This is a genomic window from Hydrogenobacter thermophilus TK-6, assembly GCF_000010785.1.
GTDB classification, from domain to species: domain Bacteria; phylum Aquificota; class Aquificia; order Aquificales; family Aquificaceae; genus Hydrogenobacter; species Hydrogenobacter thermophilus.
This window is the reverse complement of record NC_013799.1, coordinates 1,418,870-1,444,187: the sequence shown is the minus strand read 5'-3', so window position 1 is coordinate 1,444,187 and position 25,318 is coordinate 1,418,870. Positions and strand designations below refer to the sequence as shown.

At 42.3% G+C, this 25,318-nt stretch carries 26 protein-coding genes; 16 read left to right on the top strand and 10 right to left on the bottom strand.

Annotated features, from left to right (window positions below; translation table 11 throughout):
- Nucleotides 1–10: 10 nt before the first annotated feature.
- Nucleotides 11–1,060 carry a glycosyltransferase family 4 protein gene (locus HTH_RS07945; protein ID WP_012964206.1) on the top strand — a complete coding sequence of 350 codons (1,050 nt, stop codon included), beginning with the start codon at nucleotides 11–13 and terminating at the stop codon, nucleotides 1,058–1,060.
- On the top strand, nucleotides 1,024–1,992 hold the full coding sequence (locus HTH_RS07940) for a PIG-L deacetylase family protein (protein ID WP_012964205.1): 969 nt from the start codon (nucleotides 1,024–1,026) through the stop codon (nucleotides 1,990–1,992). Before HTH_RS07945 ends, HTH_RS07940 begins: the two co-directional genes overlap by 37 nt.
- On the opposite strand, the gene HTH_RS07935 is transcribed toward HTH_RS07940, so the two are convergent.
- From HTH_RS07935 to HTH_RS10110, 5 genes are read right to left on the bottom strand one after another with little or no spacing between them, the layout of a single operon-like run.
- The gene (locus tag HTH_RS07935) at nucleotides 1,939–2,580 is read right to left on the bottom strand and encodes a hypothetical protein (protein WP_012964204.1); all 642 of its coding nucleotides are present in this window, start codon (nucleotides 2,578–2,580) and stop codon (nucleotides 1,939–1,941) included. The two genes, HTH_RS07940 and HTH_RS07935, sit on opposite strands and share 54 nt — an antisense overlap.
- Nucleotides 2,577–3,623: a glycosyltransferase family 4 protein gene (locus tag HTH_RS07930; protein WP_012964203.1), complete on the bottom strand. Its 1,047-nt coding sequence runs from the start codon at nucleotides 3,621–3,623 to the stop codon at nucleotides 2,577–2,579. The genes HTH_RS07935 and HTH_RS07930 overlap by 4 nt, the downstream gene beginning before the upstream one ends.
- On the bottom strand, nucleotides 3,620–6,295 hold the full coding sequence (locus HTH_RS07925; protein ID WP_012964202.1) for a glycosyltransferase family 4 protein: 2,676 nt from the start codon (nucleotides 6,293–6,295) through the stop codon (nucleotides 3,620–3,622). The genes HTH_RS07930 and HTH_RS07925 overlap by 4 nt, the downstream gene beginning before the upstream one ends.
- Nucleotides 6,296–6,322: 27 nt before the next feature.
- A complete protein-coding gene (locus HTH_RS10115; RefSeq protein ID WP_232500478.1) occupies nucleotides 6,323–7,288 on the bottom strand; it encodes an HAD-IC family P-type ATPase in 966 nt (321 codons plus the stop codon).
- 56 nt (nucleotides 7,289–7,344) lie between these two features.
- Complete coding sequence (locus HTH_RS10110) at nucleotides 7,345–8,583, bottom strand: HAD-IC family P-type ATPase (RefSeq protein WP_232500422.1); 1,239 nt, start codon at nucleotides 8,581–8,583, stop codon at nucleotides 7,345–7,347.
- A 79-nt stretch (nucleotides 8,584–8,662) separates the two neighbouring features.
- Between HTH_RS10110 and HTH_RS07915 the strand changes: the two genes are divergently transcribed.
- From HTH_RS07915 to rseP, 6 genes are read left to right on the top strand one after another with little or no spacing between them, the layout of a single operon-like run.
- The gene (locus tag HTH_RS07915; protein WP_012964201.1) at nucleotides 8,663–11,107 is read left to right on the top strand and encodes an ATP-dependent Clp protease ATP-binding subunit; all 2,445 of its coding nucleotides are present in this window, start codon (nucleotides 8,663–8,665) and stop codon (nucleotides 11,105–11,107) included.
- A gap of 32 nt (nucleotides 11,108–11,139) precedes the next feature.
- Nucleotides 11,140–12,114, top strand: coding sequence for a UDP-glucose 4-epimerase GalE (gene galE, locus HTH_RS07910; protein ID WP_012964200.1), 975 nt, complete (start codon nucleotides 11,140–11,142; stop codon nucleotides 12,112–12,114).
- A gap of 7 nt (nucleotides 12,115–12,121) precedes the next feature.
- The gene (locus HTH_RS07905; protein ID WP_012964199.1) at nucleotides 12,122–12,430 is read left to right on the top strand and encodes a metal-sulfur cluster assembly factor; all 309 of its coding nucleotides are present in this window, start codon (nucleotides 12,122–12,124) and stop codon (nucleotides 12,428–12,430) included.
- Entirely contained in the window at nucleotides 12,418–12,903 is a 486-nt protein-coding gene (locus tag HTH_RS07900) for a V4R domain-containing protein (protein ID WP_012964198.1), read from the top strand. Before HTH_RS07905 ends, HTH_RS07900 begins: the two co-directional genes overlap by 13 nt.
- A gap of 1 nt (nucleotide 12,904) precedes the next feature.
- Entirely contained in the window at nucleotides 12,905–13,306 is a 402-nt protein-coding gene (locus tag HTH_RS07895) for a secondary thiamine-phosphate synthase enzyme YjbQ (protein WP_012964197.1), read from the top strand.
- 1 nt (nucleotide 13,307) lies between these two features.
- Entirely contained in the window at nucleotides 13,308–14,603 is a 1,296-nt protein-coding gene (gene rseP, locus HTH_RS07890) for an RIP metalloprotease RseP (protein ID WP_012964196.1), read from the top strand.
- Here the strand turns inward: rseP and fsa are convergent.
- From fsa to thiS, 4 genes are read right to left on the bottom strand one after another with little or no spacing between them, the layout of a single operon-like run.
- Nucleotides 14,600–15,253 (bottom strand): fructose-6-phosphate aldolase, encoded by a 654-nt coding sequence (gene fsa / locus HTH_RS07885; RefSeq protein ID WP_012964195.1) that lies wholly within the window; start codon nucleotides 15,251–15,253, stop codon nucleotides 14,600–14,602. The two genes, rseP and fsa, sit on opposite strands and share 4 nt — an antisense overlap.
- A 20-nt stretch (nucleotides 15,254–15,273) precedes the next feature.
- Complete coding sequence (gene hemG / locus HTH_RS07880; protein WP_012964194.1) at nucleotides 15,274–16,599, bottom strand: protoporphyrinogen oxidase; 1,326 nt, start codon at nucleotides 16,597–16,599, stop codon at nucleotides 15,274–15,276.
- Nucleotides 16,596–17,399 (bottom strand): thiazole synthase, encoded by an 804-nt coding sequence (locus HTH_RS07875; RefSeq protein ID WP_012964193.1) that lies wholly within the window; start codon nucleotides 17,397–17,399, stop codon nucleotides 16,596–16,598. The genes hemG and HTH_RS07875 overlap by 4 nt, the downstream gene beginning before the upstream one ends.
- A gap of 29 nt (nucleotides 17,400–17,428) precedes the next feature.
- Nucleotides 17,429–17,698 (bottom strand): sulfur carrier protein ThiS, encoded by a 270-nt coding sequence (gene thiS / locus HTH_RS07870; protein ID WP_014462645.1) that lies wholly within the window; start codon nucleotides 17,696–17,698, stop codon nucleotides 17,429–17,431.
- A 165-nt stretch (nucleotides 17,699–17,863) separates the two neighbouring features.
- On the opposite strand from thiS, the gene HTH_RS07865 reads away from it, so the two are divergent.
- Genes HTH_RS07865 through HTH_RS07840 form a run of 6 tightly spaced genes read left to right on the top strand, consistent with a single transcriptional unit; the run spans nucleotide 17,864 to nucleotide 23,297 of the window.
- Complete coding sequence (locus tag HTH_RS07865; protein ID WP_012964191.1) at nucleotides 17,864–18,154, top strand: DUF485 domain-containing protein; 291 nt, start codon at nucleotides 17,864–17,866, stop codon at nucleotides 18,152–18,154.
- Between the two features lie 3 nt (nucleotides 18,155–18,157).
- Nucleotides 18,158–19,699, top strand: a complete 1,542-nt coding sequence (gene actP / locus HTH_RS07860; protein WP_012964190.1) for a cation/acetate symporter ActP — start codon at nucleotides 18,158–18,160, stop codon at nucleotides 19,697–19,699.
- A gap of 42 nt (nucleotides 19,700–19,741) precedes the next feature.
- Nucleotides 19,742–21,595 (top strand): putative nucleotidyltransferase substrate binding domain-containing protein, encoded by a 1,854-nt coding sequence (locus HTH_RS07855; protein ID WP_012964189.1) that lies wholly within the window; start codon nucleotides 19,742–19,744, stop codon nucleotides 21,593–21,595.
- Nucleotides 21,595–22,245 (top strand): 3'-5' exonuclease, encoded by a 651-nt coding sequence (locus HTH_RS07850; protein ID WP_012964188.1) that lies wholly within the window; start codon nucleotides 21,595–21,597, stop codon nucleotides 22,243–22,245. The genes HTH_RS07855 and HTH_RS07850 overlap by 1 nt, the downstream gene beginning before the upstream one ends.
- Nucleotides 22,246–22,263: 18 nt before the next feature.
- On the top strand, nucleotides 22,264–22,761 hold the full coding sequence (locus tag HTH_RS07845) for a DsbC family protein (RefSeq protein ID WP_012964187.1): 498 nt from the start codon (nucleotides 22,264–22,266) through the stop codon (nucleotides 22,759–22,761).
- Nucleotides 22,758–23,297 (top strand): AAA family ATPase, encoded by a 540-nt coding sequence (locus tag HTH_RS07840; RefSeq protein WP_012964186.1) that lies wholly within the window; start codon nucleotides 22,758–22,760, stop codon nucleotides 23,295–23,297. The genes HTH_RS07845 and HTH_RS07840 overlap by 4 nt, the downstream gene beginning before the upstream one ends.
- On the opposite strand, the gene HTH_RS07835 is transcribed toward HTH_RS07840, so the two are convergent.
- On the bottom strand, nucleotides 23,233–24,351 hold the full coding sequence (locus HTH_RS07835) for a S41 family peptidase (protein ID WP_012964185.1): 1,119 nt from the start codon (nucleotides 24,349–24,351) through the stop codon (nucleotides 23,233–23,235). The two genes, HTH_RS07840 and HTH_RS07835, sit on opposite strands and share 65 nt — an antisense overlap.
- Before the next feature lie 94 nt (nucleotides 24,352–24,445).
- Here HTH_RS07835 and HTH_RS07830 point away from each other — a divergent pair, with 94 nt between their 5' ends.
- Nucleotides 24,446–24,676 carry a 4Fe-4S dicluster-binding protein gene (locus HTH_RS07830; RefSeq protein ID WP_012964184.1) on the top strand — a complete coding sequence of 77 codons (231 nt, stop codon included), beginning with the start codon at nucleotides 24,446–24,448 and terminating at the stop codon, nucleotides 24,674–24,676.
- A 22-nt stretch (nucleotides 24,677–24,698) separates the two neighbouring features.
- Nucleotides 24,699–25,268 (top strand): carbon monoxide dehydrogenase beta subunit family protein, encoded by a 570-nt coding sequence (locus HTH_RS07825; RefSeq protein ID WP_012964183.1) that lies wholly within the window; start codon nucleotides 24,699–24,701, stop codon nucleotides 25,266–25,268.
- Nucleotides 25,269–25,318 lie beyond the last annotated feature (50 nt).

Genomic DNA, 25,318 nt, shown 5'->3' with positions numbered 1-25,318 from the left:
AATAAATAACATGCATGCAGTTATCGCAGCACTAGTTGATCCGTACGCTTTTAAAGGGGGTACCGAGAGAATCGTACTACATACAAAGGACCTTTTGGAGGAGGAGGGTTTTAAAGTTGACATTGTACACAAAGACAACAGCCAAAAGTTTGGGGACTATTTCCCTCTTTGGGTTGGTAGAGAGGCTTACCTTAGGTGCGATAAGTGCGACCTTGTTATAGCTAACAATATTGCAGGTCTGGGCTTATTTCCAGGCAGAGCTAAAAGATTTGTGGCTATGTTCCATGGGCTATATCTGGGATTCTTCGGGATGTATGAAACTGAAGCTATAAATTTCCCGGATTATTTGGGTAATAAGTACATAAATGGGTATATAGCCGAAGTATTTCTGGCAAACGCCGCAGACAAAATAGTGGCAGTTAGTGAGCATGTCAAAAAAGAGATTGAACAACACATAGGTGTTGATAAAGATATAACAGTTATTAACAATCCTGTGGATGATGCTTTTAAACCTATGGATAAAGCAAAAATCAGGTCCATGTTTAACATACCAAAGGATGCTTTCGTAGGACTTTACATAGGTAGAAATGATACAACGAAGGGATATGACATATTCAGGGAGGTTGTAAACTACACCTACAGAGATGTCTTTTGGCTTCAGGTCATCTCCTCTGGTGGTTTAAACCAAATCCCAATACTTGAGGATATAACCACCTTTAGGCAGGTCCCCTTTGGAGATATGCCCCTCATATACAACATGGCGGACTTTGTCCTTTTCCCATCAAGGTATGAAGGGTTCCCGCTTACAATTGTGGAAGCTCTGGCTTGTGGAGTGCCTGTTATAGCATCAAAGTTGGCTGTTCCAATTGAGGTGGAAGATTACCTTAAGGACCTGGTGGTTGAGCAGATGAAAGCTGATGAGTTTGTTGAAAAAGTAATGTCCATAAAAAAGCAAAGATGGCTTGGGGAGTACTACAGAGAAGTTATATCCGAAAAAGTATCAAGGAGGTTTTCCTTAGAGTCATGGAAGGAAAAAATGAAAAAGGCTATACTGTTGTAATAGCGCCTCACTTTGATGATGAAGTGATAGGATGTGGTGGAACCATTTATCAACACACTGCTAAAGGTGATGAAGTGCATCTTTATGTCCTCACAGACGGTTCTAAGTTATACGAAAAAACCGATACCAACAAGAGAAAGGAGGAGTGTCTTTCTGCCGCGCGCCTTTTGGGAATAAGCACGGTAAACTTTTTGGATTTTAAAGAGGGTGAGCTTGCCAACCACTTGGATGAGCTAAAGTCCGCTCTTGGTGGAATACTGAAAAACTTCCAGAAGGTCTATGCTCCTCACCCCTTTGACCACCATTCGGACCACATTGCTGCGTCCCTTGCAGTTCTTTCTGTGTTTGAGGAGAGTCCCACTTTTGAACTCCGTCTTTATGGAGTTTATAACACTTTCAGACACAATCTCCTTGTGGATGTGACGGATGTTTATCCAATAAAAAAGAAGGCTCTTTTAAATTACTCTTATAGCTTGGGGAATTCTTACATATGGATAAAGAGAACGGAAGCCTTTATGAAGTATCCAACCATATACACGGTGGAAGATAGACTTTACGAGGCTTTTTTAGTTATTGACCAGCCCATGACGGTAAACGAGATACTAAACTTTTTGTCTTACGGTGTTGTGTGCGATGACCCTCACAATCAACTTTTGAAAAAGATAAAATCTGCCCAGATGCTTATGGGATTGCTAAACGAAGAGAGGAACATCAGACTATCTTTGGAAGATAGCCTAAAGACTAACCAAGAAGAGTTAGAAATGCTGAAAGTCCATTTAAAGAACCATCAAGAGGAGCTTCAAAAACTCAAATCTTCCATCTTCTTTAAGATGTACGATGTTTATCACACGTTAAAGCCCAAAATCTTTCCTGAAGGCTCACTGAGAGAGAGAATCTACAGAAAGCTTGTAAACATTATAAAAGGTGTTTAACTCTTTAAGGAGATTTTCAAGAAACTCCCCCTTTAATAGCTCTCTGTTAACATCTTTTAAAAAACTATCCTTCAATTCAGTCATAAACTTATGAAAAGGCACAAAAGCGTGAGCAAGCCTTATACCTTCAAAGATATCTTTTGACAACTCTTCAATTGGCGAGTTGAGATTTATAGACTTATAGGGTGGAAGCAGATTTGAACTTGGTGGCACTTGGGACATAATAAGAAGGGCTCTGTTTATGGGATCTTCCTCAAAAAAGAAGTGTAAAAAGGATTCTTGGTAAGATGAAAACTGTGGCAGAGGAATATCATCAACTATGAGGAATATGCCCGGCACGCAGACAAGCCCACTTAGTAGATTAAAGGAGTCTGATGTCAGAAAGTAAAGCACTGCATCAAAGGAGGATAGACAAGACACATAAGGCTCTTTTGCAGAGAACTCTACGAGAGGGAGATCACAAAGATGATACAGCCAGAGATTACTTCCCTTAGGCGTCCACACAGACAGGTCCGAGTACTTCCTTATTGCTTTGAGGACTAACAGTGCACGTTTGCTCTCTTCCGCACATACAAAAGCAATTTTCATATTACACTTAGAATTCTATCTACTACATATTCCCAAGAGAGAGACATGGAGAGAATTTTTTCATAAGCTCTTTTTCCCATCCTAACGGCTAAGCTCTCATCTTGGGCAAGCCTGTCTATGGCATCAGCTATCTCTTCTGGCTTGGGACTTACCACAAAGCCGGTGATTTGGTGTTCAACAAACTCTGTGGGACCTCCAGAATCTACGCAGGTTATAACAGCCTTCTGTGAGAGCATGGCTTCCAGAGTTACATAGCCGTAATCTTCATCTAAAGGAGGGAAAAGCACAGCCAGACATCTTGAGTAAAGGTCTATCTTTTCCTCTTCGCTTACTTCCCCCAGATAAACAACTCTGTCTTGCACATCCTTGATACTTTCAAGAAACTCCCTGAGCAAATCCGGACTATCTGCTCTACCGCACACTACGAGCTTGACAGGACTTTTTACATATTTGATAGCTTCCAGAGCTAAAGCGTGCCTCTTTAATGGGCTTATCCTGCTTGGAAAGAAGATAAACCTTTCGTAAGTTTTACAGTGGAGCTTTTCTGCGTTAGGCGGGGGGTGATAAAGCACTTCTGCCTCCAGATCTATGTACCTTTTGAGCCTTTCTGCCACAGTTTTTGAGTTGGCAAAGACCTTCTTTGCCTCCCTGAGGTGTTTTCTGTCCATCTGAAGTATAAACTCCCTTATGGCATAACCTCCTGGGTCCCTTGGAAGGTCTATGTAGGGTCTGTCCCAAAGCTCGTAGGCACTCTTGTGAGGATGTACAAGCCATACAACTTTACAGTCGTGCTGTATGTAATAATTAGGGAATCTCATGGCTATCAAAAGGTCTATCCTCCTTCCCGCCACTTCCTGAAGATTCAGCATTCTTGTAATAAAGGCTTGCTTTATAAGATGCTCGGGTGGATACCAATTGAAGGGTATTCTCACTACTTCCACATTATGACCTGCTTTTAAAAGAGCTTGTCTCAAACCCTCCGAGTGCCTTTCTGCGCCACCTTCCAAAAAGGGAATATGGTTCTCTACGATAATTATATTCACGATATCCACCTGTAAACTCTCTTTGCCAACCTTTCAAGGAGAGGGTATTTTTTGAAAAGCATTTTGTTCCTCAGGCCCCACTCTATTATCTTTCCTCTGATTCCTTTAGGTTTGTACTCTCTGTAGCAAAGAATGGTATCCACATGAAGATACCTTAGCTCATTTTCCCTAAAAAAACTTTTCTGCAGGTCCCTTTTGAAAAGAGCCGGTAGCCATCTGTAAGATTCGGGTGGGTCTTCAAGGAGGGGTCTTACGCGAGGCTCTATATTATAAACATCCAAGAAGTTAAAGGAGATTATATCAAAGTTGTCTTTGAAAACACTCATAACGCTCCAGACAACGCTGTCAAAGTCATCAACTTTCTTGTAATTATCAGGCACTATTAATTCGTATTTTCCCCAAATACCGTAATGGCATGGCTTTACCTGAGAAAAGTTGGTTTTTATGGAATTTCTTATGCTAAAAAGCATCTCCTCAAGGGTTTTTTCTGCGGCTATTTTGGAAAATCTGTCGCGCACATACTTTAGCCCTTTTTTGGCAAGCTCTTCCCTCAAAGATTCGTCGTTAACTATGCTTACCACCATATTTGCAAATTCCTCAGGTTCTTTTGCCACAACAATGCCTGAATTTTCAATATCAGGAAAACCTTCTGCGCCTATGGGTGTTGTTACCACTGGGACACCCCACTCCAGACTGTTTAGTATCTTCCCCTTAACACCTGATCCCGATACCAAAGGTGCTACAGAAAGCTTATGCTTTCTTATCTCTTTACCTATATCCTTTACCCAACCCACTAAGTGAACCTTTTTCTTGTATAAATCCAACAGGCTTTTGTCTTCTACCAGCTGGTCAAGTCTAAGTTCATCCGTCCTGTCCCCTATGGCGTAAAACTCCACCTCCTCATCGTACTTTAGTATGTATGGATAGATGGTGTTTAGGAAGTATCTTATAGCTAGCAGGTTATTGTAGTTTAAGATGCCACCTATGAAGCATATGCTCTTGCCCTCCGCTCTTGTGGGAGCATCTGCTGGGTGATGCACATTTGAAATTACAAAGGTCTTTTCTCTGTTTATGCCAAACTCCTTTATTGCAAACTCTCTTTCTTCCTCAGATACGAAGATTACCATGTCAGCCAAATGGTAAAGTTCTCTCTCTATGGTGCGTGCTGTCTCTATCTCCTCCTGGGTGAAGCTTGCCCCTGCATCTTTACCCCTTGAGAGTTGCTTGTATATAGAATCCATAATGTCCAGCACCACCGGCACATGATAAACCAGCTTGGCTCTTTTGGCTAAAACTAAGGCTTTACGAAGCCTCTCAAGGTCCCACGCTTCCGTTATCCAAAGCAAGTCATGATCCCCTATAGCAGACAGATGTTGGTATATGGGTATGAGCATGTTAAAGTTCCGATAGGAGCTTGCCAAACCCTTTATCTCTATCTCTACATCTTTTGTAAAAAAACCATGCGTATAAGTTATGTTAGTGCCTTTTTCAAGCAGTATATTTATTATTTCGTAGTCTCTCCTGCAGGAGGATGTTTTTGATGGCATTAAGGGAACTTCCGTGTAATAGAGTATGTTTAAATCTTTATAATTTATACTGCTTATCCTTTCCTTTCTGGGGGGCAAAGAGAGTATGTACTCTTCAAGCTTCTTTATCTGCTTTTCAAAAGAGAAGTTTTCTTTTATAAATTTTACCGCTTCTTCTGACATAGCTTTTAAATTATCTTCCTTTTTTATTGCATTCTCTATTACCCGTGCTAAGTTATCCACGCTCAGAGGTTCTACCAAAAAGCCTGTTTTGCCATTTAGAAAGGTCTCTGGAAGGCCTCCGCTCTTTGTCCCTACAACAGGACAACCGCATGCTTGAGCCTCTAAGGATGACCTGGGAAGGGATTCTTGATAAAGCTCCGGTACTGTAGGTATTACACAAAGGGCGGACTCACTGTATGCTCTTATTACCTCCTCCTTACTCACCTTACCGTGAAAGAACACTCCCGGCAGATATTCGTTTACTTTTACACCTTCAGCAGATCCCCATAAGGTGGCGTCTCCATATATGTGTAATTCCAAGTCCGGCAAGCTTTTTTTTAACCCCTTAAAAGCTTCAAGGAGCAAGTCTATTCCCTTAGCTTTTATAGTTGCTCCTGCAAACATCAACCTTTTGAAGTTTCTCACAGATAACGGTCTGTAGCGATCTGTGTCTATACCGTAGGGAATCTTTGCCAGTTTTTTCTCACTTATACCCCACTGCATGTATGCATTTTTCTGATAATCAGACAGACATACTACACCATCCATGTACTTGTTTATAAAGTAAGGCTTTACTCCGTGCTCTATAAAACTCATATCCTGTGGTATAAGGAAAAATCTCTTTATATTCTCAAAGCCTAAAAGGGTTTTTACCGGGTAGGCATGTACGCACAGACAAGCGTCAAACTCCAGATCTCTGTATTCTCCGAAAATCTCGTAAAGACGGTAATCCTCCCCGTAATTTATGAACTTTACACCCTCCAAAACCCTGTTTCCCTTTGGTAAGTATCCAAAAAAGTAAACATCCCATCCTAACTTGGCAAACCCAGAGGCTATCTCTACGCTGACAGTTTCAGCACCACCCAAAACTCCCTCAGGATCAAAAGGAAAGAACTTATGAATTATAGCTATCCTGCCTTCCATAATTATACTCTGTTAATTATACCACACTCACTCATAAAGGCTATGCACAAGGGTTTTTAAAAATTTTAAAGAAGGTAGAAACATAAGCCCCACAAAAATATCGGCATAAAGAATGCTTTTTGGATTTATAGGAACCATGAATATACCGAATAAAGCCATTAGGTTTGATGCAACAATTGATAAGATCATGGCAAGCATAAGATATTTTGAAGGAGGTACTTTTATAAAAAGTCCCCTATCTCTAATAGATAGTATGCTTACGGGGATGCTTAACACTATTGTCAAAAAGGCAAAAGTTTTTGTTTGTTCTATATTGAGGTGTAGTAGATTTTCCCCCACAAAAAGTATTAGGAAGGGTATCCAAATAGTGCAAAATAAACCTAATAAAAAAGAAGTAAAGGTTAATTTTTTTATATTCCATTTTTCAGGCTTATTTGAATACTCTACATTGTCCGTAGCTAAAGAAATTGTTATAAAATCGTTAAAAAAGAATAATGAGAGCACCATTTTTGTAGTTAAAATATATTCATTATAGATTATATAATAAACAAATATGCTCAAAATAATCATAAAAACCCTTATAGTTTTTGAAAAAACATATGTAAGAAGTCTTTGGTATATTTTTCTTGATAAAATTATAGCTGAAATCATATTGGTTAAGCCATCCTTTGTGAGAACGGCGGAAGCGGACGATTTCGCAATGTCCGTTGCATTCGAAACTGCAATGCCAAAATCTGCTTGTTTTAAAGCTGGTGCGTCATTTATACCATCCCCCGTCATACCTACTATATGCCCTTTATTTTGATAAGCTTTTACAATAGTAAATTTATCCTCTGGAAAAACCTCTGCAAAAACACCACATTCTTCCTTTATGTTTTTTATATCACATACATTGCCCTCAATTCCAACTAAAGAGGCTATTCGTTTTGCAGTCTCTTTAGTATCACCTGTTAACATTTTTACATTTACACCAAGATTTTTTAACTTTTCTATTAACTCCTTTGAATCCTCTCTTATAGGGTCAGAAAAACCTAAAAAACCTAAAAATTCTACTTTTTCTCTGGATTTTCTCCCTCTTTAGCCATATCTTCAATAAATTCATGTGCATCTTGTGGAGTTGGTGCAACTTTCGGAGAACCTTTATAAACCTCAAAATAATCTTGGTATACTTGTACAACCGATTTTGAGTACTTATTTGAAGGGTCAAAAGGTTCAAAACTTATTACCTTGTAATTCTCCATGCAGGATTCATCATTGTTTAGATAGTCGTATATGGCGTTTTCTATTGGATCTTTTTGTTTCGGATCGGAGGCCAAGGCTGCCATGCATATAACTTCTTTTTCGGAAAATCCAGAATAAGGTATAATTTTAGCTACTTGAATTTTATTTTTTGTAATCGTACCTGTTTTGTCAACGCACAAAATATCCATTCCCGCAGCGGATTCTATAGCTGAAAGTTTTGTAATCAGCACCCCTTCTTGAGCAAGTTCCTTTGCTCCGAGTGCAGTAGCTATGGTGAAAGCTGTAGGTAAAGCAACGGGTATTATTGGAAGCAATAAGACCGTTAATAGCGGAAGAACTTCCTCTAAAGGTTTTTTGCTTGATAATGATAATCCAAGAAGAATAACAATTAAAACCAAACTGAAGATAAATAGATACTTTACAAGTTCAAACACTATAATTTCAAGTTGTGTTTTGTTTCTTGCTTCCTGAACAAGTCTTGCAGATTTCCCGTATAAGGTTTTAGACCCTATGGCGATAACTCTGCCTATCGCTTCTCCCTTCACCACCAAAGAACCCATGTAAGCTGTATCTCCCTTTTTTAGGTTTTTGGGAAGAGATTCCCCTGTTATTGAGGACTGGTCAACACTAATATTACCTTCAAGTATCTCTATGTCTGCCGGTACAATAAACCCACTCTGAAGAAGCACAACATCATTTAGTGTTAAAAAACGAGAAGGAATATCTGCCCATTTATTATCCCTTAAAACTCTGGCTTTTATATCAAGGCGTTTTTTGAGCTGTTCTATAGCTTTATCCGCCTTTAATTCATGAAACAGAGATAGGACTATGTTGAAAACTAAAAGTCCAAAAATTACGAAGATATCGTAGTATTTCCCCAGGACGATAAGAAATAGCATGGTAAGCTCTAAAAGCAAAGGTATTGGAGATATAAACTTTTTAGAGATTTTCATAGAAATCGATTCTCCTTTTTCCTCTATTTGGTTCAAACCGTATCTTTTTATATTCTCAGTGGCTTGCTGTGATGTAAGCCCTTGTACTTCCATCAAGGGATTATTATAAAAGTTCACATCTTGCCAAAGGGCTGTGTGCATATATCTTTATAAAGTAGGTGAGGTGTAAGAAATGTTTGAGAAGTTTACTGAGAAAGCAAGGCAAGTTATTTTGCAGGCAAGGGAAGAGGCTCTTGAGCTTGGACATACATACCTTGGTAGTGAGCACATCCTACTTGCTCTAATAAAGGACGAAGACCTTCCCACCATCATACTCTCCAAGTTCGGACTCACCTCTGATAAAGTCAGGAAAGCCATCATGGGACAGATAACAAGAGGCTCTCACTCGGGAGAGATACTCTTTGCTCCCGATGCCAAAAGGGTGCTTGAGTTTGCGGTTGAAGAGGCTCGCATACTGCACCATCAGTTTGTTGGTCCAGAACATCTTCTCATAGGTGTGGTCAGAGAAAAGACAGGTTTGGGCGGAAGAATTCTGAGAGGTTTTGGGCTTGATGAGTACTCGGTGAGAAGAGAAGTTCTGCAGATACTCGGTGAGCTACCACCTCAGGAGAGTGTGAAATACGCACCCACTCCAAACCTTGACAGGTTTTCAAGAGACCTAACCCAGATGGCAAGAGAAGGAAAGCTTGACCCGGTGGTAGGCAGGGAGAAGGAGATAGAAAGGGTAATACAGATACTGGTCAGAAGAAGGAAGAACAATCCAGTGCTTCTGGGAGACCCCGGCGTGGGTAAAACTGCAATAGTGGAGGGACTGGCACAGAGGATAGCCAACAGGGAAGTGCCAGAGCATCTGCAAAACAAAAGAGTTGTGGCTCTTGACCTTGCTGCTTTGGTGGCGGGTACCAAGTACAGGGGTCAGTTTGAGGAGAGACTCAAAAACATTCTCAAAGAGCTGGAGAAAGCTCCCAATGTTATACTCTTCATAGACGAGATACACACCCTTGTAGGTGCTGGCTCTGCGGAGGGCTCCATTGATGCATCCAACATGCTAAAACCAGCTCTGGCGAGGGGTGAGATACAGGTTATAGGTGCCACCACCCTTGATGAGTACAGGAAGTACATAGAAAAGGATGGTGCCTTGGAAAGGAGGTTCCAGCCAGTTTTGGTGGACCAGCCCAGCGAAGAAGATGCCATAAAGATACTCTACGGGCTAAAGCAGAAGTTTGAGGAGTTTCATAATGTGGAGTATACATCATCTGCAATAGAAAAGGCTGTTCAGCTTTCTGTCAGATACATAACGGAGAGGAATTTGCCCGATAAAGCTATTGATGTTATAGACGAGGCCGGATCTCTGGTAAAACTGAGAGCTATGAACTTACCACCTGACCTTAAGGCTCTTGAGGAGAGGATAAAGGAGATTGAGCTGGAGAAGGAGAACGCTGCCAACGAGCAGGATTATGAAAAGGCTGCAAGACTCAGAGATGAAGAGTTAAGGCTAAGAGCTAAGCTTGAAAGCCTAAAAACCAAGTGGAAACAGGAAATTGCAAAGAATAGACCGCAAGTTACCGAAGAGGATGTGGCAGAAGTGGTATCAAGGTGGACAGGCATACCCGTAAAGCGTGTTCACGAGAGTGATATGGAAAAGCTCCTTCACATAGAAGAAGAACTCAAAAAGAGGGTGATAGGTCAGGATGATGCCATAAAGGCAGTTGCAAGAGCAATAAGAAGGTCAAGAGTGGGGCTAAAAGGCAGACACAGACCCATAGGCGTTTTCCTCTTTTTGGGTCCTACTGGAGTGGGTAAAACGGAAACTGCCAAGGCATTGGCAGAGTATCTATTTGGCACAGAAGATGCTCTTGTGAGGTTTGATATGTCCGAATATATGGAGAAGCACACGGTTTCAAGACTCATAGGAGCACCCCCAGGCTATGTAGGTTACGAAGAGGGGGGACAGCTAACCGAAAGAGTTAGAAGGAGACCCTACTCGGTTCTTCTGTTTGACGAGATAGAAAAAGCTCACCATGATGTGTTTAACATCTTCCTGCAGATTTTTGACGATGGCAGGCTTACCGACGCTATGGGCAGGACGGTGGACTTTTCTAACACCATTATCATCATGACCTCCAACCTGGGTGCAAGGCTGATAGCTCACGGTGGAAAGATGGGCTTTGAGCAAAAATTCGGCGTTATAGACTTTGAACAGATGAAAAAGAATGTGATGGAGCAGGTAAAAAAGACATTTAATCCCGAGTTTCTCAACCGGCTTGACGAGATCATAGTTTACAGATCTCTGGAGAAGGAGGATGTGGCAAAAATACTGGAGCTTCAGCTCAAAGAGGTAAACAAAAACTTGCAAGACTGGAGTATAAGTGTAAAACTCCACAAAAGCTTTGTAGATTGGCTCATAGACAGAGAGTATAAACCTGAGTACGGAGCAAGGAGTCTAAAGCGTGCTCTGCAGCACCATGTTGAGGACCTTCTGGCGGAAGAGCTTCTTAAAGGAAGTCTCAAAGATGTGGATACGGTAGAGATCAGGATAAAAGACGATAAGCCATATATTAAACCTCTGAAGAAAAAGGAAAAGCTGGAAGCCATATTCAGTGAGAAGGTGGAGTAAAGCCTCCACCTCCCCGAATTATAATATCCTTCATGAAAGTGCTCATAACAGGTGGAGCAGGATACATAGGTTCTCATGTGGTAAAGCTTCTGGGAGAGGCAGGGCACCATCTTCTTATCTACGACAACTTATCTACGGGAAGCCAAGAAGCTGTACTTTACGGTAAGCTTGTGGTTGGCGATCTTTTAGATGAAAGGAAGATAAAAGAAGTTATCCTTGACTTTAAACCCGACGTAGTTATGCACTTTGCGGCAAAGGTGTCTGTTCCGGAAAGCGTTAAAGAACCCTTAAGCTATTACAGCAACAACTTCTGTGGAACCATGAACCTTCTGTCTGCCATGATGGAAGCTAAAGTGAGGTACCTTATATTCTCCTCTACAGCAGCGGTTTACGGAGTGCCACCTTCCATACCTGTAAAGGAAGAAGACCCTGCTTTTCCCATAAACCCCTACGGCTGGAGCAAGCTTATGGCAGAAAGATGCATAATGGATGTGGCATCTTCGGGCTACTCCTTAGGCTTTATAATTTTAAGATACTTTAATGTGGCGGGAGCAGACCCTGAGGGCAAGCTTGGTCAAAGAGGTAAGAAGGCTACACATTTGATACACAGAGCGCTAAAGGTTGCCAAGGGGGAGCTTCCTTATCTGGAAGTTTACGGTACAGATTATCCTACATATGATGGGACATGCATAAGGGATTACATACATGTGACAGACCTTGCAAGAGCGCACCTTGATGCCATGTACTACCTTCTTGACGGTGGTAAAAGTGATGTGTTTAATGTAGGCTACGGGCGTGGATACTCCGTTCTTGAGGTGATAAACAAAGTTAAAGAAGTAACCCATGTAGATTTTGCTGTAAAGTATGGTCAAAGAAGGGCGGGAGATCCTCCACAGTTGGTGGCAGAAAGCACAAAAATTATGAAGAAGATAAACTGGCAACCTTTGTACGACGACCTAAGCTTTATCATAAGTACTGCATGGAAGTGGGAAATGAGCTATATTTAAATAGACCATGGAGCAGGAAATTTACGAAAGCTTAAAGGCTATAAGAGACCCAGAGATACCCTTGGATATTGTGAGTCTTGGATTGGTTTATGGTGTGGTGGTAAAGGATAATGTAGCCTACATAGATATGACTTTAACTGTACAGGGTTGTCCTGCAAGGTCTTACTTTGCACAGTACATAAAGGAGCATGTGCTGAAAAACTTCCCCCAATTGAAAGATGTGGTGGTAAACTTTGTGTTTGAACCTGCCTGGAGTAAGGATAAAATATCCGAAGAAGGGAAAGGATTACTCAGGAGTATGGGATGGAGTATTTGAGAGATAAGTTTCGTGCTCTGGCAGAAGCTATTGAAAGAGAGTCCGTTCTTGTCCACCGTGCAGCTCTCATAGACGGATACAGGGACCTTCACAAGCTATCTAAGCTGGGCATTGAAAAGGTGATAAAGAGAGCGGCAAGCTACGGAGGTAAAAAAGGAGCCAAAATACTCAAGGAAAGGTATAGCGTTTATACAGACAGGCTTGATGAGGCTTTTGAGATACTTACCGTAATAGCTGAATCTTCAAGACTGCTTGACATTTTTGAGTACGACATAGACACCATGGAAATAAGGGTAGAAGGTTCTATTCTTGTGGAAGCGGTGGGCAAAAGCAAGAATCCCGTGTGTGAGCCTATGGCGGGCTTTTTTGAGGGATTTTTGAGTGAGCTTCTTGAAAAGAAATTTGAGGTTAAAGAGGTAAAGTGCAAGGCACAAGAAAGCGAAAAGTGCGTATTTAAGATAACTCAGAAGTGATATGAGTGTTTTTAGCGTGAGGACAACCAAAAGGACAAGTATAGTAAACATAACTTCATATGTAAAGGAAGAGGTGAAAAAGTCCGGTATAAGATCCGGATTTTGTGTGGTATATGTCCCTCATACTACAGCAGCAGTGTTTATCAATGAAGGTGCAGACCCTGATGTGGTAAGGGACATAGCTTACATGTTAGAAAGGCTCATCCCTTGGGAAGATCACACATATGCTCATTCAGAGGGCAACTCGGCAGCACACATAAGGAGTGCTATAATAGGAAACTCAAGGGTTATACCAGTTGAAAACGGTGAGCTTTTGTTGGGCAGATGGGAGTCCATATTTTTGGCGGAATTTGACGGTCCAAGAGAGCGCAAAGTTATAGTAAAAGTTATAGGAGAGAAGTAAAATGGAAACAATTTTAGCTTTTCTTGTATTAATAGGAGTGCTGGTGTGGTTTCATGAGCTTGGCCACTTTCTGTTTGCAAAGCTCTTTGGTGTAAGAGTGGAAGTCTTCTCCATAGGTTTTGGTCCAGTACTGCTTAGCAAAAAGTGGGGGGAAACTGAATATAGAATATCAGCAGTGCCCCTGGGTGGATTTGTAAAGCTCTACGGTGAGGAGGATGCCGTTGATGACCCCCGCGCTTTCTCATCTAAAAAAAACTATCAAAAGATCTTCATAGCCTTTGCAGGTCCGCTTTTTAACTTCCTCCTTGCCATCCTTGTTTTTTCCCTAATTTTTGTTGTGGGAAGACCTACCCCATCCTATGTACTTAAAGAGCCTTTGGTGGGGTATGTGGTGGAAAACAGCCCTGCCCAGAAGCTGGGACTGCAGGAGGGTGACCTTCTTTTGGAAATAAACGGGAAAAAGGTAAGCACTTGGAAAGATGTGGAGGCAGCTGTGCTTGAAAGCATACTGAAAAAAGAGTGGAAGGTGGACATTCTTAGAAACAGTCAAAGGGTGATACTCTCAGGGAAGGTGGACCTTTCTAAGGCAGGTTCCTTTGGTGCAGAACCCTATATAGCGCCCATCGTAGGTAGAGTTCTTCCGGGTAGCCCTGCAGAGCAAGTAGGTATTAAGGAAGGGGATGAGATATTAGAAGTGGACGGCAAAAAGGTCAAAAGCTGGTACAGTGCAGCATACTACATAAAAAGTGCTAAGGAGAATGTGATAAGGTTAAAGATCCGTAGAGATGGGCAGATTTTTGAAAAGCTGGTAGTGCCTGTAAAGGACAAAAATACCGGCATACCCATCATTGGTGTATCACCACGCATAGAAGTAGTCAAGGTAAAAGAGCCACTTGGTAAAGCTGTTTTTGAAAGCCTTGAAAAAACTAAAGACTTGACGGTACTATCTTTGAAGGCTGTCTGGGGACTTATAACGGGAGGAATATCTGTAAAGACGCTTGGCGGTCCTATAGCCATAGCCCAGCTTGCCGGCGAATCCGCTCAGCAGGGACTCATTGCCTTCCTTGGCATGATGGCTTTTATATCCGTTCAATTGGCTGTTTTTAACCTTATCCCTCTTCCAATGCTTGACGGCGGTCTCATTCTGCTATTTCTGATAGAATCCATCAGGAGAAAGCCGCTATCTCCAAGGTTCAAAGAAAATTGGCAAAAGGTGGGTTTTGCCATCATAATAGCCCTGTCTGCCTTTGTCATACTAAATGATATTGTGAGGCTTATAACGGGTAGCCGTCTTTAAAAAGGTTTGTCCGGCACCTTTTCCCAATCCTTCAGAAAGAGTTCTATACCTCTATCTGTAAGTGGGTGGTTGAAGAGCTTTTTCATAACCTCAAAGGGCATAGTGCATATATCCGCTCCTATAAGAGCTGCCTCCACCACATGCATAGGGTGGCGCACACTTGCCACTATTATCTCCGTATCTATGTCGTAATTATCAAAAATGGTTTTTACCTCCCTTATAAGCTTCATGCCCTCTCCAGATACATCATCTATCCTACCAATAAAAGGTGATACGAAGGTGGCTCCAGCTTTTGCAGCTATAAGAGCTTGAGCAGGTGAGAAGACAAGAGTTACATTTACGGGTATACCTTCAGATTCCAGTATTTGAACAGCTTTCATGCCTTGAGGTGTCATGGGTATCTTTACCACTACATTATCGCCAATTTCTGCCAGCATCCTTCCCTCTTTTACCATACCTTCTGTATCAAGAGATACTGTCTCCAGGCTGACAGGTCCATCAACCAGCTTGACTATCTCTTTGGCCACTTGCATAAAAGGTCTTCCCGTCTTGGCTATAAGACTTGGATTGGTAGTCACACCATCAAGAATCCCCCAATCTAAAGCCTGCTTTACTTCATCTACATTTCCTGTATCTAAAAAGAACTGCATCCCGAACCTCCTAGTAGTTATTATACAACAGTACGCCCCTTAACTTCCAAAAAGTCTATTACCCTCTTTGCTATGTGATGTGAAACTCTTATACAGTCTGCAACGGAAACACCATAAAGATAATTGCCACTCAAGAAAAGTCCGGGTTGCTCCATCTCTATGGAGTTTGCCAGCTCAAGATACCTTCCGTACCCCACAGTGTATTGGGGTATACCCTTTTTCCAGCGCGTTATTTTTAAAAGATCCCAGTCTCTTATATCTACGGTCTCTCTTAGTTCCCTCTCCAGCACACTTACAATGGCTTCATCTTCGTATTCTATTATTTCTGGGTCTGTGGCACCACCAATATATACGGTGATAAGACTCTTGCCCTCTGGACTCCTTCCTTCAAAAAGATTAGATGAAAAGATCACCCCCAGTATCCTTTTGTTTTCCTTTTTTGGCACTAAAAAACCAAAGCCTTCTGGCAGAACACCAAACTTTACTGCCACATGCACCACCAGAACAGGAGCGTAGTATATTTTGTCAAACTCCTCGGATATGCTCCAAGACAGATCCCTGAGCAGATAACCTGTAGATGTGGCAGGAGTAGAAACTACAACCGCCTTAGCCGTAACCTTCCCCTCCTTGGTATCTAGGATAAAAATATCGTCCTTTCTCCTTATCCTCAGAACCACATTCTCTTTATGAACCTCTAAACTTTCAGAGAGCTTTCTTATAAGAGTTGCATTTCCTCCTTCAAAGGATATGAGCTTTCCCGATGGACCAAGAGCTTTGAGCTTTATGGCTCCCTTTATAACGCTTCCGTACTTTTGCTCCAGCTCGTAAACCTTTCTAACTGCGTATTTAACAGATAGCTCCTCTGGGTCTCCAGCGTAAACTCCAGACACGAAAGGAGCTACTACATAATCTAAAAACTCCCTCCCAAAACGCCTTCTGACAAACTCCGCTATACTTTCTTCCTGCTTGGGAGACCTTGGAACAAAAGGCTCTTTGAGGACTCTTAGCTTTCCGCCGAGGGACAGAAAAGGTGATAAGAGAAATTCTACGGGTGATAGAGGAAGAGCCACCAACTTACCCTTCCTGTATATGTATCTCTTTTTGGAAGAAGGATTGGCATATATGGGCTTTATACCTGCATCTTTTAAAAACTCTTCTACTTTACTGTCCGCAAGAATGGTCTGAGGTCCAAGCTCGCAAACATAACCGTCTATGTATGCTGTTTGTATGTTTCCACCTACGGCATCTTCTTTTTCAAAAACCTTTACCTCAAGTCCAGCCTTTTTAAGGTGATAGGCTATGGATAGCCCGGATATACCTGCCCCTACTACCGCTACATCTATCATGACTTGTAGGGAACGCCTTTGAGAGGAGAGGAGGGAACTGCATAGGTTCTCTTGGGCATTCTTCCGGCAAGGTAAGAGAGCCTGCCCGCTATAACCGCGTGCCTCATAGCTATAGCCATCTTTATGGGATCCTTTGCTTCCGCAAGAGCTGTGTTGGTAAGCACTCCATCCACGCCCAACTCCATAACTGGGGGTATGTCCGCAGCACTTCCTATACCTGCATCAACGATCACAGGCACAGAAACGGACTCTTTTATAAACATGATGTTATATGGATTTTGAAGCCCAAGGCCTGAACCTATAGGTGCAGCAAGTGGCATTACTGCAGCACAACCCACATCTTCAAACTTTTTGGCATACACAGGGTCATCAAATATGTAAGGAAGAACTACAAAGCCTTCCTTCACCAAAAACTGTGCAGCCTTTAGTGTCTCTTCCATATCCGGCAAAAGGGTTTTCTGGTCTCCTATCACTTCAAGCTTTATCCAATTTATACCAGTTGCCTCTCTTGCCAGCATAGCCGTTTTTATGGCTTCTTCCGCAGTGTAGCATCCGGCAGTGTTGGGGAGTATTAGATATTTCTTGGGGTCTATGTAGTCCAGCAGGTTTTCTTTATTGGGATCAGTTATATTCACCCTTCTTACCGCTACCGTTATTATTTCTGCACCACTTGCCTCAAGCACCTCCTTGTTTTGCTGAAAGCTCTTAAATTTCCCAGAGCCTATTATCAGCCTTGACTTGAAAGTCCTTCCCGCTATTTCCAGAGCGTCCTCTTCCAGAAACTTTTCCAGGTCAAACATACCAAACCTCCAAGAAGTTAAATTTTATCTCAACCACCACCTACTATGTGTATGATCTCAATACTATCACCCTCACTGACCCTTCTATTTTTGTACTCCGACTTAGGAACTACCTCACCGTTTACGGATACAGCCAAACCTACTTCTCTGTACGTTATGCCCAAGTACCCCAAAAGCTCGTGTAGGTTCATATCCCCACTTATCTCCTTCTCTTCGCCGTTTACATAAACCAGCATGGATAAAAAAATATAACTTAGAACTTCTTCATCAAGTGGTCTATACCTTGTATAACTTTTCATATCAAAAATATATGATGTTTATCAACGGTTTTTGCGCGAGATAATAAGGATTATTGATTGGAAAAATCAGAGAATATACCATATTTATATGCAAAAAATCTTATACTCTTTACAAAATTCAGAGAGTTTATAAAATAAATCATACAATTTAAAAGGAGGTGGAACATGAAGGAAATATTGGAGTCAAGAGAGTTTAAGGAGTTAGCGTCAAAGAGAAACCGAGTAGCTGGATTTTTAACATTCCTCCAGCTCCTCATTTACTTTGGTTTTATATTCGTATTAGCTTTTAAGAAAGAAATACTTAGTCAAAAAATAGGCGAAGGTTTAACCGTTGGAATACCCATAGGGATAGCCATAATAGTTATTTCCTGGATACTTACAGGTGTGTATGTTTACTGGGCAAACGGTTTTTACGACAGAGCTGTTGAGGAAATAAAAGACAGGCTCAGGAGGTAAGCCATGCAGCAGACAACCCTTGGACAACCTAACTTGGTAGCTATATTCTTTTTCTTCCTTTTCGTGCTGATAACGCTGGGTATAACTTACTGGGCGGCAAAGAGAACGAGAACTACCACCGAGTTTTACGCAGCGGGAAGGAGTATCTCCGGTCTTCAAAACGGGCTTGCTATATCTGGCGATTACATGAGCGCTGCATCCTTTTTGGGGATAGCTGGACTGGTAGCTCTAAAAGGCTATGACGGACTCATATACTCCATAGGCTTTCTGGTAGGCTGGCCTATAGTTATGTTTCTTATAGCGGAACAGCTGAGGAACCTCGGTAAATACACCTTTGCGGATGTAGTAGCTTACAGACTATCTCAGAAACCTGTCAGAATTTCTGCATCTCTGGGGGCTCTGTCCACCGTCATACTCTACCTGATAGCTCAGATGGTGGGTTCTGGTAGCCTCATAAAACTGATGTTTGGACTTCCGTACGAAGTGGCGGTGGTCATAGTGGGTACTATTATGATAGCCTATGTGCTGTTTGGGGGTATGCTTGCCACCACTTGGGTTCAAATTATAAAAGCGGTGTTGCTTCTGGGTGGTGCAACTCTTCTTGCTCTTCTTGCTCTTGCTCAGTTTGGTTTTAGCCCTACTGCGCTCTTTTCAAAGGTGGTGCAAAACTACGGAGATAAGATGCTCATGCCAGGTGGACTCGTGGCAAATCCGTGGGATGCTGTTTCTCTGGGTATTGCCCTCATGTTCGGCACAGCAGGACTGCCCCACATACTCATGAGGTTTTATACCGTTCCGGATGCAAAGGAGGCGAGGAAATCCGTCTTCTATGCTACAGGTTTTATAGGATATTTTTATATACTCACCTTCATAATAGGCTTTGGTGCTGCGGCAATGGTGGGGCAGGAGGTCATATCCAAGATAGATAAAGGTGGAAACATGGCAGCACCACTGCTGGCGGAGGCTGTGGGGGGAACGGTATTCTTGGGGTTTATTGCGGCGGTTGCCTTTGCCACCATACTGGCGGTGGTTGCAGGTCTTACATTGGCGGGAGCATCAACTCTCTCCCATGACCTATATGTCAATGTGGTAAGGGGAGGCCATTCCTCGGAGGAGGAAGAGGTCAAAGTTGCCAGAGTCGCAACCCTTGTGCTGGGTATTCTCGCCATCATCCTTGGCATACTCTTCAAGGGGCAAAATGTAGCCTTTATGGTGGGTCTTGCCTTTGCCATAGCAGCGAGTGCTAACTTCCCATCCTTAGTTATGTCCATATTCTGGAAGAAGTACACCACAGCTGGCGCAGTTGCCAGCATACTGACCGGAACTTTCTTAGCTGTGATTCTCATAATACTCAGCCCTACGGTATGGGTGGATATTCTTAAAAATTCAGCTCCCGTATTTCCTTGGAAGAATCCTGCTCTGGTGTCCATGAGCGCCTCCTTCTTAGTAGGTATATTGGTTTCCCTGCTTACCAAAGAAGAAAGCGCGGAGAAAAAGTACGAAGAAGAAAAGGTGAGGACTTACTTGGGTATAGGTGCGGAATGAACAAAAAGGCTCGCCTTCCGGCGGGCTTTATTTTTTTAAGATATGCTTGACCCTGAGAGGTTTTTAAAAGAGACCTATCCCTTTGATAGGCTCCCAGAGGAGGAGATAAAGCGCATCAGTTCCAATCTGCTTGTAAGATACTACTCTAAAGGTGAGACCATCTTTACGGAAGGTAGTCCCCCTCTTGAGTTTCTGTATGTGATAAGAAAAGGTGCTGTTGTATTAAAGAGAGACAGGCAGAATGTGGATTACCTCCACGAAGGAGACAGTTTTGGATATATTTCCCTTCTGGGAAATACAACTTCTTCCTCAACTGCGGTAGCGACAGAAGATACCATACTTTTCATGATTCCCAAACCCATCTTTTTAAGGTTGGTAAAGGATTATGAGGACCTTAGAAACTTTTATACCAACAAGCTTGTCAACAGAATACGCAAAGAAAAAACCACCATCAGAATAGGCTTTGAGAGGTTAGCCAACTTACCTGTTAGAAAAATAAAGCTATCCCCTCCACTATTTGTGGAGGGCGAAGAAAGCCTTTCGGAAGTGATCCTGAAAATGGTCAGGGAGGGGCTCACCTTTGCTTTTGTGCGTGATGGTGATGCGGTAGGCATAATTACCGAGAGGGACATAATCAGAAAAGTGTTGGCGGAAGGGCATGATCCAAAACAAAGGAAGGCAAAGGATATTGCCTCTTTTCCTCTCATAGAGATAGATGCGGACGCTCTCCTCTTTGATGCTCTCCTACTTATGGCAAAACATAACATAAGAAGGCTTGCAGTAAGAGACAGGGGAAAGATAGTGGGCGTGCTGGAAGACAGAGACATAATATCTTACGAAAGTAAGAATCTTTTATTCCTGATTAAGGATATAGGTAGGGCAAAAAGCATTGAAGACCTTGCTTACATATACTCCCTTGTATTCCAAGTTGCCGTTGAATACATAACAGAAGGTGCGGACCCAGAGTTGGTAGGCAGGTATATATCCGAGATAAACGACAAAATCATGCAGAGAGTAGTGTTTCTTACCATAAAGGAGATGGGAGCCGAACCACCTACAGCTTTTGGCATACTTGTGCTTGGAAGTGAAGGGAGGAAGGAACAAAGCCTCAAAACTGATCAGGACAATGCCCTTATATATGAAGACAGACCTATGCTGGATATATCTGCCAAAAAGTACTTTGAGGAATTCTCAGGTAGATACACAAAAAACCTTCTCAAGATAGGTTTTCCTCCCTGTCCGGGTGGTGTTATGCTCTCAAACCCTGTATGGAGAAAGAGCTTAGAGGAGTGGATTAAACAGGTGGATATGTGGATAGAAAATCCGAAAGGTCAGCACACACTTAATGTATCCATATTCTTTGATTTCAGAGGCGTTTTTGGGTCCCAATCCCTTGTGGAAGAGCTACGTGAGCATGTGCTTAAAAAAGTGAGCGATAACCCCGTCTTTCTTGCCTTTTTGGCAAGTCAGGCGGCGAGATTTAGGGTACCGCTGGGCTTTTTTAGGGGTTTTGTCGTAGAAAAGTCTGGAGAACATAAAGGCGAGTTTGACATAAAAGCTGGAGGAGTACTTCCCATAGTGCAAGGTGTAAGAGTTTTGGCTCTTGAACACAAAATAAGGCTCACCAACACTTTTGAGAGGATAAGAGAGCTTTCTTCTGAAGGTGTTATCTCTGAAAGATTTTCAAGAGACCTTGAGGATGCTTACAAGTTTTTAATGGGATTGCGCCTCAGGTTCCAAGCTCAGGAGATTATAAAGGGCAAAGAACCCACCAACTACATAAACCCTCAGGCTCTCTCAAGAGCTGAAAGATCTGTACTAAAGGATGTTTTTGGGATAGTAGAGGAGCTTCAGAACCTTCTTCGCCACAGATACCAGCTGAGATACTTCATGTGATGTTTTACTATCCGGACTTTTTAAACAGGTGTATAAGGCATGCTTACAAAAATATACACGGGGAAAAGTTTTATGCGTGTAATTGGGATGTGGATATCAAGGCAAAGATTAAAGATACCACCTTTGTAGTATGCGATACGGAAACTACTGGACTTGACCTAAAGAAGGATGAACCTATAGCTATAGGAGCTTTGAAAGTAAAGGACCTATGCATTGATCTTAGTCAGAGCTTTTATCGGCTTATAAAACCCCAAACACCACCCAAGAGGTCATCCATAGAGGTACACGGCATAACTCCATCTGACCTTGACATTGCCAAAGAGCGGGAGGAGGTAAGTAAAGAGTTTTTGGAGTTTTCAAGGGGAAGTTTGTTGGTAGGCTACTTCTTTTACATAGACCTGGTGATGCTTAAAAAACTCTTAAAGAGCTTCTGTAGTGTTCCCTTTGTCCCTTACTCTCTTGATGTGCTTGATCTTTACAAGAGCGAAAAGCACATCTCCTTAGACGAGATGCTCTCACTTTTTGACCTTCCTTCCAGCTCTCATCACTCGGCCTTAGAAGACGCCTACATGACGGCTCTTGTCTTCCTTAAACTGATAAAACCTTACGAAAACAGGAGGCTAAAGGACCTACCTATAAAAGTGTGGTAAGTATGCTAAAATAAACCTATGCTTATGCTTGTATTGGTATTTTTGCTTTTAATACCTGCCTTTGGAGGAGACTTATACTCGGAATTTGTAAGGGAGCAGGTGAAAGAAATACCCTTAAGTAAAGCCATAGTTGTGGGAAATGGAAATAATAAGCTCATAACCTTTATAAATCCAGACTGTCCTCATTGTAGGAAAGAGTGGGAGGAGCTAAAACCCCACCTTAATAGGATCAAGATTTATGTATTCCTGTTTCCCTTCAAAACAGCTCCCGAAAGCTATCCCAAAGCCTTTTATATAGCATGCTCAAAGAATAAGCTAAAAGCCCTTGATGAGGTGCTATCGGGCAAGTTGGATGGCAATCCACCTAAGGTAAAGGAGTGTCCATTAGTATACGAACATATAAACATAGCGCAAAAACTCGGCGTTAGGTCAACACCTTATAACATAGTGCTAAAAGAATACAAAATCATAGAGGGATACAATCCTGAGCTTCTTAAACTCCTTGGTGTAAGATGATAGTGGTGGTTATGGGATTTTCTGGGAGTGGCAAGTCCTTTATAGCCAGCATACTCCACCAAGATTTTGGTTTTGAGTGGATAAGAAGCGACGTTATAAGGAAGGAGCTGGCAGGTTTAAAGCAAGAAGAGCGTGTAAGGGTAGGTTTTGGTGAGAGCATATACTCGGAAGAGTGGACAAAGAGGGTTTATCAGGAGATGATAGAGAGAGCAAAGAAGGCTCATGCCGCCGGGAAGGATGTTGTGTTGGATGCAACCTTTCTTAAGAAGTGGCAGAGGAAGATGGTAGAGGAGTATTTTGATAAAGTTTTATTTTTAATGGCAGAGGCTCAGGAAGAAGAGATAGAGAGAAGACTACATAGCAGAGAGGACATATCGGACGCTGACTTTAGCGTTTATTTAAAGCAGAAGGAGATTTTTGAACCTCCCGAAAAGGCTCTGATAATAAATACACAGAGGAGTAAAGAAGAAATTAAGGCTGAGCTACAGAAGGTTCTTGGAATACCTTCTGCATCAGACAGTCAAGAGCCATGCTGAGCCCATCATCACCGTTAGCTTTTATGACGCAGTCTGGGAGAATACCCATATCATCTGTTATGCTTCTCCCGTTGGGAAGTTTCATTTCAAAGGTCACCAATCTGAGAACATTACCGCAGCTGTCCAGTTGATACATATTGCTACCTACATACTTGCCCACCGTTAACTCACCTGCCACAACTGCTTTGGCATAAGTCCTAAGCAGCACAGTTAAAAGCTCAGCTGCTGAAGCGGTCCAACGATTTACAAAGACAAGTATGGGTTTTTTGAAGAGAGGCTCACCACTTTTAAACTCGTATATGCTTGGTCCACCGCTCCTTGATTCTAAGTAAAACATGACACCCTCCCCCCTTATTAACATGTCTGCTATAGCTTTAGCAACGGAGATAAGTCCCCCGCCGTTGTTTCTAAGGTCCAGCAAGAGGGCATCCACCTTTTGGGAGTTTAAAAACTCTAAAGTCTTCTTGAAGTCCTCAATAGCAGGATTAGTAAAGTTTGTCATAGCAATGTAGCCTATCCTTTTGTGATCCAATAGGATCACCCGTACATCTTCAATAGGTGGTACGGTAAATTCCCCTTTTATTATGCGAAAGTTTATAGTGTTTTCCCCCCTCTTTACAACCATGTTTATTATGTTTCCTACTGGCACACTCCTTATAGTCTGACTCCAAAGCTCTTTATCTTCTACTCCGTTGACGGAAATTATTATGTCTCCTTCCTTCAGTCCAGACTTCTCTGCAGGAGATCCTCTGAAAACACGCCTTATCTGCCCATCGTCGTCCCATCTAATTCCTACGCCCAACATCTTGGCTTTTGAATACCAGAGCCTGTCCTCCTCAAGCTTTGTTATGGCAGTCCATCTGTCCCCCTTTTTTCTCAGATATGTGATAGCCTCGTCAAGACTTCCCCACTCTACACCGTCCACTCTATCCTTCCACAGATAATATTTAGTAAGAACCTCTTTAAACCTACTTAAGGCTTCCTCTTTGGAACATACTTCCTGAGCATAGACTATCTGCAGAAGAAGGATCAGAAGAAGCAGTGGAATACTCATACTCTTAGGTTAAAAGAATATAAAACAGCTTGACATTTTTTGCAAGAACTTTAACTTAATAAACTCCGATAAATTCCTTTTTAGGAGGCAAGGCATGTACTATGTGGCGGAGGTGATAAACGACGAGTGCAGTAAGTACAACTGCAAGCAGTGTACACTGTTCTGTCCAGAGCCCAACACTCTCATGTACACGGATGAAGAACATCACGCGTATGTCATCCAAGACAGATGCAAAGGCTGCGCTTTGTGTGTCTATGTTTGTGTAAATCTTCTTAAGCGCAATGCCATTCACATGATCATGCCAGAAGTGCATGCGGAAAAGTAAAACTTTTTAAAGGAGGTTTATTATGGCAACGCTTGGACCAAGCGGTTTTTCACCCTACCCTGTAGCTGTCTATGAAGGGGTTTTAAACCCACCTCCAGGTAAGGCTCTCATGTTTAACGAGATAGTGGATGAAGATATAGCTATGAGGGAAGCGGCAAAGGCAATGCTCACAAGACAAAATCCTACCATCTTTCCTGGTCCTCAGGTGCTCTATGCGTGGAACGAAGAGGCTAAGGAGAAAGCCAAGCTGGTGAGAAAGATGGCTGAAGTTCTCGGAGCAAAAATTATCCCCATGTACGATTACAGACCCAAGTATCCCAAGATAAACCCAGCAGTGGAGATAAACCCTAATCATCCCAACCTCACTATATGGCACAACAAGATAAAGGCATGCATCTTTGTGGGAGTTCACTGCCACTATGCCAATGTGGCGCTCAAGATAATAAGAGCGGAGACGGACTGCTTTACCATAGCCATGTGCGGTATGGCGGGACACGAGGATGCTATGATAACTTTGAGGGATCAGCATTTGGAGGAGATGGAGAAGTTCATAAAGATAGCAGAAGAAGTGAAGAGGGATCTGGGTAAATGACCAACATCATGCCACTGGCATACTTTTTAAGTAAATTTAAGAAAACCCTT